Origin of the sequence: Ramlibacter sp. (genome assembly GCF_035706265.1) — a bacterium.
Lineage (GTDB): Bacteria > Pseudomonadota > Gammaproteobacteria > Burkholderiales > Burkholderiaceae_C > Ramlibacter.
This window is the reverse complement of record NZ_DASSVG010000393.1, coordinates 1-10,039: the sequence shown is the minus strand read 5'-3', so window position 1 is coordinate 10,039 and position 10,039 is coordinate 1. Positions and strand designations below refer to the sequence as shown.

The 10,039-nt window shown below is 67.4% G+C and carries 7 protein-coding genes and 1 pseudogene; 7 read left to right on the top strand and 1 reads right to left on the bottom strand.

Annotation, left to right across the window (positions count from 1 at the left end; all coding sequences use genetic code 11):
- Window positions 1-947, bottom strand: a pseudogene (gene aceE, locus VFM98_RS14200) (pyruvate dehydrogenase (acetyl-transferring), homodimeric type); the annotation flags it as partial.
- Window positions 948-1,149: 202 nt separating this feature from the next.
- Between aceE and VFM98_RS14195 the strand changes: the two are divergent.
- From VFM98_RS14195 to VFM98_RS14165, 7 genes are all read left to right on the top strand, one after another.
- Complete coding sequence (locus VFM98_RS14195; RefSeq protein WP_325110565.1) at window positions 1,150-3,687, top strand: PAS domain S-box protein; 2,538 nt, start codon at window positions 1,150-1,152, stop codon at window positions 3,685-3,687.
- Window positions 3,684-4,310: a response regulator transcription factor gene (locus VFM98_RS14190; protein ID WP_201688457.1), complete on the top strand. Its 627-nt coding sequence runs from the start codon at window positions 3,684-3,686 to the stop codon at window positions 4,308-4,310. The genes VFM98_RS14195 and VFM98_RS14190 overlap by 4 nt, the downstream gene beginning before the upstream one ends.
- 133 nt (window positions 4,311-4,443) lie before the next feature.
- A complete protein-coding gene (gene folD, locus VFM98_RS14185) occupies window positions 4,444-5,295 on the top strand; it encodes a bifunctional methylenetetrahydrofolate dehydrogenase/methenyltetrahydrofolate cyclohydrolase FolD (protein ID WP_325110564.1) in 852 nt (283 codons plus the stop codon).
- Window positions 5,292-5,927, top strand: coding sequence for a class I SAM-dependent methyltransferase (locus VFM98_RS14180; protein ID WP_325110563.1), 636 nt, complete (start codon window positions 5,292-5,294; stop codon window positions 5,925-5,927). The genes folD and VFM98_RS14180 overlap by 4 nt, the downstream gene beginning before the upstream one ends.
- Before the next feature lie 180 nt (window positions 5,928-6,107).
- Window positions 6,108-7,460 (top strand): substrate-binding protein, encoded by a 1,353-nt coding sequence (locus tag VFM98_RS14175; protein WP_325110562.1) that lies wholly within the window; start codon window positions 6,108-6,110, stop codon window positions 7,458-7,460.
- A 7-nt stretch (window positions 7,461-7,467) separates the two neighbouring features.
- Window positions 7,468-8,343 carry a branched-chain amino acid ABC transporter permease gene (locus tag VFM98_RS14170; protein ID WP_325110561.1) on the top strand — a complete coding sequence of 292 codons (876 nt, stop codon included), beginning with the start codon at window positions 7,468-7,470 and terminating at the stop codon, window positions 8,341-8,343.
- 104 nt (window positions 8,344-8,447) lie between these two features.
- A partial coding sequence (locus tag VFM98_RS14165) for an ABC transporter permease subunit (protein WP_325110560.1) occupies window positions 8,448-10,039 on the top strand: 1,592 nt, incomplete at its 3' end.

Below are 10,039 nucleotides of genomic sequence, written 5' to 3'. Positions count from 1 at the left end.
TCGCGCGCCAGCAGCGGATCCCAGTAGGAGCCCCAGATGAGCTTGATGACGTTCCAGCCGGCGCCGCGGAACTCGCCTTCGAGCTCCTGGATGATCTTGCCGTTGCCGCGCACGGGGCCGTCGAGGCGCTGCAGGTTGCAGTTGATGACGAAGATCAGGTTGTCGAGGTTCTCGCGCGTGGCCACGCCGATGGCGCCCATCGACTCCACTTCGTCCATCTCGCCGTCGCCGAGGAAGGCCCAGACCTTGCGCTTGGCCGTGTCCGCGATGCCCCGGGCGTGCAGGTACTTGAGGAAGCGCGCCTGGTAGATCGCCATCAGCGGGCCCAGGCCCATGGAGACGGTCGGGAACTGCCAGAACTCCGGCATCAGCTTCGGGTGCGGGTAGCTGGAAAGGCCGTGGCCGTCCACCTCCTGGCGGAAATTCAGCAGCTGGTCCTCGGTGATGCGGCCTTCCAGGAAGGCGCGGGCGTAGATGCCGGGCGCGCTGTGGCCCTGGATGTAGAGGCAGTCGCCGCCGTGCTCGGGCGTCTCGGCATGCCAGAAGTGGTTGAAGCCGGCGCCCAGCATGGTGGCCAGCGAAGCGAAGGAGCTGATGTGGCCGCCGAGGTCGCCGCCGTCCTCGGGATGGATGCGGTTGGCCCGCACCACCATCGCCATGGCGTTCCAGCGCATGTAGGCGCGCAGGCGCTCCTCGATCTCGAGGTTGCCGGGGCAGCGCTCCTCGTTCTCGGGTTCGATGGTATTGACATACCCCGTCTTGGCGGAGAACGGCAGGTCGATGCCTTCCTGGCGGGCCTGCTCGAGGAGCTGTTCGAGCAGGAAGTGGCCGCGCTCCTTGCCTTCCGATGAAATGACGGCCGACAGGGCATCCAGCCACTCGCGTGTTTCCTGTGCGTCAGAGTCGTTGGCGGCGGCGCCGAACACGCGGTCGGGCTGAGCGGACATGTGTTGTCTCCTGGTAGCAGTCAAGTGAATTTAGTACGGCCTAGCCGCACGGGGGCGAAGTGTCGCACAAGCCCGTGGATTTTTCAAATCGTGCGTACCGCTTTCATAATATGAATTCACGAGACCCACCAACCCCAGGGCGGCGGCACCTTTTGGCCGCGCTTGGGTCCCACCAGCGCGCGCCCTTACACTGCGCCTTCTCATGCATGACAACCCCGCATCGGAGTTGCCCTCCAACGGCCCCATTCCCGACTGGTGGCGCCACTGGTGGCGGCGCCAGACGCCCACCCGGCAGGACCGCTACGCGATGCTGGCGCCGCTGGCGGCCGTGCTGTTGTTCCTGGCCGCCATCATCTCCGCCTTCTCCTACCTGCGGCTGGAGGAGATGGACCGCGAGCAGGAGGCCGTCAAGCGCGATGTCGAATACGCGCAGCAGCGCATGCGGCTGCGCCTGCTGGAGCGGCAGGAACAGCTGATGCGCATCGCCCGCGACATCTCCAACAAGGAGGTGGACGCGGAGGAATTCGTCGGCCGCGCCGAATCCATGATCGCGCAGTACCCCGAGCTGCTGATGCTGACGTGGATCGACGAGCGCCGGCGCGTCACCGCCTCCTATGCGGCACCGAGCATCAGCCCGGCCCACCTGCGCACCAAGGGCGACGTGCTGCGCCCGGGCGAAACCGAGACCATGTACAGCCTGGCGCGCGACCTGCAGCAGCCGGTGTACTCACAGCCGGTGGCCGGCCCGGAGAGTTCCGGCCTGCTGCAGCTGCACGTGCCGCTGGCGGACCAGGGCAAGTTCGGCGGCGTGATCCTGGGCGAATACTCCATCGACGGCCTGCTGCGCTACGGCGTGCCGTCCGAGATCTCGGCCAAGTACGCGGTGGCCCTGCTCGATGGCAAGGCGCGCGTGCTGGCGGGCACCTCGGTGCCGCCGCGCAATCCGGCCACCCACCTGCTGCCCTGGGCCGCGCAGCCCAACGAATATGAAGTCCCGGTTTCGCCGGTGGGCAACGGCCTCGTGATCCGCGCGCAGGCCTACCGCACCGGGCTGGGCGTGATCGGCAGCGGCCTGTTCTGGCTGGTCGGCGCGCTCTCCGCGATGACGGCCTGGATGCTGATCGCCAACTGGCGCCACACCCGCCGCCGCATGCGCGCGCAGCAGGCGCTGATGACGGAGACCAACTTCCGCCGCGCGATGGAGAACTCGATGCTGACCGGCATGCGGGCGCTCGACCTGCACGGCCGCATCACCTACGTCAACGCTGCCTTCTGCCAGATGACGGGCTGGAGCGAGGCCGAACTGGTGGGCCGCACGCCGCCCTTCCCCTACTGGCCCGACGAGGACCGCGAGCTGCTCATGGCGCGGCTGGAGGACGAGCTGAAAGGCCGCACCATCCAGGGCGGCTTCCAGGTGCGGGTGAAGCGCAAGGACGGCTCGCTGTTCGACGCGCGCCTGTACGTCTCGCCCCTGGTGGACGCCAAGGGCCAGCAGACCGGCTGGATGACGTCGATGACCGACATCACCGAGCCGACCCGCATCCGCGAGCAGCTGCAGGCCTCGCACGAGCGCTTCACCACGGTGCTGGAGGCGCTCGATGCCTCCGTCTCGGTGGCGCCCCTGGGCAGCGAGGAACTGCTGTTCGCCAACAAGCTGTACCGCCTGTGGTTCGGCGGCCGCGCCGGCGGCCATCTCGGCATGGTGGCGCAGGCCGGCATGTCGCAGTCGCCGCCGCACAGCGACGAGCACCTCGACGAGGTCGATTCCTTCGTCGGCCTGCCGACCAACAGCCTCACCAGCGCCAGCTCCGAGAACGCCGAGATCTTCGTGCCGGAGCTGGGCAAGTGGCTGGAAGTGCGTTCGCGTTACCTCACGTGGGTGGACGGGCGCCTGGCGCAGATGGTGATCGCCACCGACATCACGGCGCGCCGCAGCGCCGAGGAACAGGCGGCCGCGCAGGCCGAGCGCGCCCAGTCCGCCAGCCGCCTGATCACCATGGGCGAGATGGCCTCCAGCGTGGCGCACGAGCTGAACCAGCCGCTGACGGCCATCAGCAACTACTGCAACGGCCTGATGTCGCGCATCCGCGGCAAGCAGATCGCCGAGGACGACGTGCTCGCTGCGCTGGACAAGACGGCACGCCAGGCGCAGCGCGCCGGCCAGATCATCCAGCGCATCCGCACCTTCGTGAAGCGCAGCGAGCCGAACCGCACGCTGTCGGACGTGAGCGTGATGGTGAGCGAGGCGCTCGAACTCGCCGAGATCGAGCTGCGCCGGCGCAACGTGCGCATGTCGCACTACGTGGCCGCGCGGCTGCCGCACATCATGGTCGATCCGATCCTGATCGAGCAGGTGCTGGTGAACTTGCTGCGCAACGCCGCCGAGGCGATCGAGCACGCGGGCCGGCCGGCGGGGCGCCGCAGCGTGGAACTGCGCGTGGTGCCGAAGCAGATCGAGGTGCAGCAGGTGGTGGAGTTCTCGGTGGTCGATTCGGGCCCGGGCCTCGCGCCGGAGGTGATGGACCGGCTCTACGAAGCCTTCTTCTCCACCAAGGCCGAAGGCATGGGCATCGGCCTCAACCTGTGCCGCTCGATCGTCGAATCGCACCACGGCAGGATGCAGGCGGAGAACATCTACAATGGCAGCGAGGTCGCCGGGTGCCGGTTTTCGTTCTGGATTCCGGTCTCGGGTACTACAAGTCCGATAGTAGGCAAGGACGCGGGGGTGACAGCAGTATGAGTTTGATTCCCAAGAAGGGCACGGTCTATGTGGTCGACGACGACGAGGCGGTGCGCGATTCGCTGCAGTGGCTGCTGGAAGGCAAGGATTACCGGGTGCGCTGCTTCGACTCCGCCGAATCCTTCCTCGCCCGCTACGACCCGCGCGAGGTCGCCTGCCTGATCGTCGACATCCGCATGGGCGGCATGACGGGCCTGGAGCTGCAGGACAGGCTGGTCGAGCGCAAGTCGCCCCTGCCCGTGGTCTTCATCACCGGCCATGGCGACGTGCCGATGGCGGTCAACACCATGAAGAAGGGCGCGATGGATTTCATCCAGAAGCCCTTCAAGGAAGACGAGCTGGTGAGCCTGGTGGAGCGCATGCTCGAACGCGCCAAGGACACCTTCGCCGAATACCAGAGCGCCGCCAGCCGCGACGCCCTGCTGTCCAAGCTCACCTCGCGCGAGGCGCAGGTGCTGGAGCGCATCGTCGCCGGCCGCCTGAACAAGCAGATCGCCGACGACCTGGGCATCAGCATCAAGACCGTGGAGGCGCACCGCGCCAACATCATGGAAAAGCTGAACGCGAACACGGTGGCCGACCTCCTGAAGATCGCCCTGGGCCAGACGCCGCCGAAGACCTGAAGACCGAAATACCGGACGCAAAGGACGCGAAGGTCCGCAAAGGACGCAAAGGAACATCCAATCACGGGTTCTCCTTTGCGTCCTTTGCGCTTCCTTCGCGTCCTTTGCGTCCGGCTGTTGAATTGATCTCCGAATGACAGCCAACCTCATCGACGGCAACGCGCTTGCCCAACAGATCCGCGCAGAAGTCTCCGGCCGCACGGCCGCCCTCAAGGCCAAGGGCATCCAGCCCCATCTCGCCATCATCCTGGTCGGCGAAGACCCCGCCAGCCAGGTCTACGTCAAGCACAAGGCCGCCGACAGCGAGCAGACCGGCCTCAAGGCCACGCTGGAGCGCTTTCCCGCCACCATGAGCGAGGCCGACCTGCTGGCGCGCATCCACGCCCTGAACGAGGACCCGTCGGTGCACGGCATCCTGGTGCAGCTGCCCATCCCCAGGCACATGGATACGCACAAGGTGATCGAGGCCATCTCGCCCGCCAAGGACGTCGACGGCTTCCACGTCGCCAGCGCCGGCGCGCTGATGGTGGGCCAACCCGGCTTCTGGCCCTGCACGCCCTACGGCTGCCTGAAGATGCTGGACTCGATCGGCTACGAGCTCAAGGGCAAGCACGCCGTCGTGATCGGCCGCAGCAACATCGTCGGCAAGCCCATGGCCATGATGCTGCTCGGCCGCGATGCCACCGTCACCATCTGCCACAGCCGCACCAAGGACCTCGGCGCGATCACGCGCCAGGCCGACGTGGTGGTGGCGGCGGTGGGCAAGCGCAACGTGCTGACGGCCGACATGGTCAAGCCGGGCGCCGTGGTCATCGACGTCGGCATGAACCGCAACGACGAAGGCAAGCTGTGCGGCGACGTCGACTTCGCCGGCGTGAAGGAAGTGGCCGGCTGGATCACGCCGGTGCCGGGCGGCGTCGGCCCGATGACGCGCGCGATGCTGCTGGTCAACACCATCACGGCCGCCGAACGCAGCTTGCGATGAGCGCCAAGTTCATCCAGACGCCTCGGTTCCCCGAGCGTCAGGACCGTACGCGCTGGGTGTACGAGCACTTCGCCCTCGTCTTCCGCGAAGGCAGCGTGCTTGACGTCGGCTGCTACGAGGCGCCGATGCGCCAGTTCATCGGTGCGGAGCGCTACACGGGCGTCGACGTCGCGGGCCATCCCGACGTCGTGCTGAACCTCGAGGAGTGCTCGCGGCTGCCCTTCGAAGACCGTTCCTACGACACGGTGATGTGCATCGAGGTGCTGGAGCACCTGGGCAACCTGCACGTCCTGGTGGAGGACCTGTTCCGGGTGTCGCGCAAGTACGTGCTGATCTCGCTGCCGAACGCCTGGCGGGACGCGCGCCGGAAGATCGAACGCGGCAGCGGAAAGATCGCGCACTACGGCCTGCCGACGCAGCCGCCGGCGGACCGGCACAAGTGGTTCTTCAACGTGACGGACGCCCGGCAGTTCCTGGAGGGCGTCACGCCGCCGGGCTGGACGTGCGACATCGAGGTGAGTGAGCCCCGGCGCGCCGGCGTGGTCCAGGCGCTGCGCCGCCTGCGCCACTCGCGCGAAGCCTACGGCAACCGCTACGGCCAGACCGTGTGGGCGCAGTACACCGCCGGTTGACGGCGCGCGTCGCTTCCATCACATCCTGATCCATTCCCCCACGACGCTTGCGGCCGGGCACGCCGCACGCTGGACCGTTGCTGCGCGTACGGGTAATCGCCCATTACGCGGAAATGTCACGACACGATACATTGGCCGTCGCCGGGTGCGCTTTCGCCCCGATCCTTCAGGAGACGCGTCATGCCCGAACGAAACGTCCTGCTGCCGGAGCCCAGCCGCCGCAAAGTCCTGCGTGCCGGCGTCGGTGCCGCCGGCAGTGTGCTGTTGCCGGCCTCCGTTGCGCTGCCGGCGCTCGCCGAAGAGCGTCCCCCCATCGGCACCTGGCCTGCCGGCGTGAAGGGGGATTCCGTCTTCATCGGCATCAGCGTGCCGCGCACCGGCACCTACGCCGTGCAGGGCGAGGACGAGCTCAAGGGCTACCAGCTCGCCATCGAACACATCAACGAAGGCCATCCGCTGATCAAGGCGATCTCGCCCAAGACGACCAAGGGCGTGCTCGGCAAGCAGCTGAAATACGGCGTCGCCGATTCGGCGGCCAAGCCCAATGAAGCGGTGCAGGCGCAGCAGCGCTTCATCACCGAGAACAAGGCGATCATGATCACCGGCGGCACTTCGAGTGCCGTCGCGGTGGCGCTCAACAAGCTGGCGCAGCGCGAGAAGGTGCTGTTCGTCTGCGGCATCTCCGGCTCCAACGACACGACCGGCAAGGACTGCGTGCGCTACGGCGTGCGGCAGAACTTCTACGGCCACACGGCCGCCAACGCGATCGGCCCGGTGCTGCTGAAGGCCTACGGCAAGAACCGCAAGGCCGCCTTCATGACGCCGGACTACACCTATGGCCACACGGTCACGAAGTCGGTCAACGACTACCTGACCAAGAACGGCGGCTGGACGATGGTGACCAACCAGGTCTCGCCGCTGGGCGCGCCGGACTACAGCTCCTACCTGACCAACATCGCCAACTCCGGCGCCGAGGTCCTGGTCAACGTGAACTGGGGCCATGACGCCGTGCTGTCCACGCAGCAGGCCAAGCGCTTCGGGCTGCTGCCCAAGATGAAGCTGGTGATCCCCTACCAGATCCCCTTCCTCGCGCGCGAGGTCGGCGCCGACGTCACCGATGGCGTCTACGCCGCCACCGATTTCTGGTGGACGCTGGGCGACAAGTTCCCGCTCGCCAAGACCTTCGTCGAGACCTTCGAGAAGAAGTACGGCTACAAGCCCGAGTGGGGCGCCGAGAACGCGTACATGGAGTTCGCGCTCTGGGCCGAGGCGGTGGAGCACGCCGGCAGCTTCTATCCGCCGGACGTGATCAAGTCCTACGAGTCGCCGCGCAAGCTGAACTCCTTCGTCGGCGAGGTGAGCTGGCGGCCGGAAGACCACCAGTTGATCCGGCCGGTGGTGATCGTGCGCGGCAAGAAGCCGAGCGCGATGCGCAACAAGGAAGATTTCTGGGAAGTCGTCGAGATCGTTCCCGGCGCCGGCCTCATGCAGGCGCCCAACGCCTTCGGCTGCAACCCCGGCACGTACACCTGAAGACCAGGTGCTCAGCTGGTCCAACTTCCTGTCGCAGCTGTTCAACGGGCTGGCGCTCGGCGCGCTGCTCGCGTTGATCAGTTCCGGCCTGACCATCATCTACGGCACGCTGGGCGTGCTGAACCTCGCGCACGGCGCGATGTTCATGCTGGGGGGCTATGCCGGCTACGCCGCGTACCAGGCGACCGGCTCCTTCCTGCTCGCCCTGCTGGCCGGCACCCTCGGCCTCGGCCTGCTGGGGGTGCTGATGGAACGGGTGGTCATCCGCCACTTCTATGCGCGCCCGCCCGAAGACCAGTTGCTGGTCACCTTCGGGCTGTCCATCTGCTTCGTCGAAGCGGTGCGCTTCATCTTCTCCAGCAACTCGCTGAGCGTCCCCGCGCCGGAGCTCCTGAGCGGCATCAGCTCGCTCGGGATCATGATGTACCCCACCTACCGGCTGGCGGTGGTGGGCATCTGCGCGCTCGGCCTGCTGGTGCTGTACGTCGTGCTCTATCGCACGCGGCTGGGCCTGATCGTGCGGGCCGGCATCGACGACGCCGTGATGGTGGATTCGCTCGGCATCGACGTGTACCGCGTGTTCATGGTGGTGTTCGGCATCGGCGCCATGGCGGCCGGCTTCGCGGGCATCGTCAACGCGCCGGTGGTGTCGCTCACGCCCGAAGTGGGCGAGGCGATCCTGGTGCAGACCTTCGTGGTGGTGGTGATCGGCGGCGTCGGCTCCTTTCCGGGTGCGGTGCTCGGGGGTCTCATCGCCGGCGAGATCATCAGCCTCACCTCCATGGTCAATCCCGGTTATGCCTACGTGATGCTGTTCGCGGCGATGACGCTGGTGCTGCTGGTGCGCCCGCACGGCCTGCTGGGCACGAGGGGGCGTGAATGAGCGCCGCCCGACCGCCTGAAAGCGCCCAACCGCTGCCCCTGGCAGCACGGGAGGGGCAGCCCGCACAACGGGCGACTGCAGGAGGGCGCCCGCGTGACCGCGCAGTGCCGCTGTACCGTCGCCCGCGTTTCATCCTCGAAGTGCTGGCGGCGCTGTGCCTGATCGCCGCGCCTTTCGTGCTGCCGCACCTGAACGCAGCGCCCAACACGGTCAACCGGATCCTGGTGTGGGGCCTGTTCGGCCTCGGCTTCGACATCCTGTTCGGCTACACGGGCCTGCTGTCCTTCGGCCAGTCGGCCTTCTACGGCACCGGCGGTTTCGTCGCCGCCTACCTGCTCACGCGCGCAGGCTTCCCGCACGTGATCCTGGCGCTCGTCATCGGCATGGCCGTCGCGGCCGTCGTGGGCTACCTGATCGGCCTGCTGGCATTGCGCCGCACCGGCATCTACTTCGCGATGATCACGGTGGCCATCGCCGAGATCTTCTTCTTCGTCGAGTTCAATCCATTGAGCGAGTGGACCGGCGGCGAGAACGGCCTGCCCGGCGTGCCCACGCCGAAGCTGGACCTGGGCTTCACCACGCTCGATTTCAGCTCCGGCTGGTCGCTCTATCCCTTCATCGCCTTCTGCTACTTCGTGGGCCTGGTGCTGGCGCTGCGCATCGTGCGCTCGCCGGTCGGTGCGGTGCTGGTGGCGATCCGCGAGAACCCGCTGCGGGCCCAGGCCGTCGGCCACGACATCTGGGCCTACAAGCTCACGGCGTTCGTGATCGCCGCCGCCTACGCGGGCCTGGCCGGCGGGCTGCTGGGGGTGCTGCAAGGCTTCATGCCGCCGGATGCGTTCATGTTCGAGACCTCCGGCCAGCTGGTGATCCAGACCGCCATCGGCGGCAGCGGCACGCTGGTGGGACCGCTGGTGGGCGCCGCGGTCTGGCTGTTCCTGCAGGACTTCCTGCAGGCCACGCTGAAGCTCGGCGCCACGTGGAAGCTGGTGCTGGGCATCGTGTTCGTGCTGCTGGTGTGCTTCCTGCGCCAAGGGATCATCGGCGGGCTCAAGGCACTCGCGCTGCGGCCGCGCCGCCGCGCTCCGGCCGCCGAGGCCGACGCCGACACCACGTCGCGCCTCTCCGCCGAGGAACAGCAGGCCGCCGCGCAGGCCCGCGTGCAACGCGAACAGCGCCACGTGGCCGCCATGCCGGCCGCGCACCACGCGAACGCCTCCTTCCGCGGCCCCATCCTGCAGGCCACCGGCCTCACCAAGCGCTTCGGCGGCGTGGTCGCCAACGAGAACATCGACTTCACCGTGCAGGCCGGCGAGCTGCGCGGCATCATCGGCCCCAACGGTGCCGGCAAGTCGACCTTCTTCAAGATGCTCACCTGCGAGATCCCGCCCACCTCCGGCAAGATCATCTTCGAAGGGCGCGACATCACCGGCCTGGGCGTCACGGACGTCTGCCAGCTGGGCCTCACCAAGAGCTACCAGGTCAACCAGCTGTTCAACAAGCTCACGGTGCGCCAGAACGTGGAGATCGCGGCCCTGGCCGAACTGCGCGGCAAGTTCAAGCTCGATCTCCTCACTGATCCGATGAAGGTTCCGGGCCTCGTCGAGCAGGTCGATCATACTCTGGCGTTGGTCAATCTTACCGCCCGTGCCGATTCAGCCGTCGCCGAGCTCGCTTATGGCGAGAAGCGCCGCCT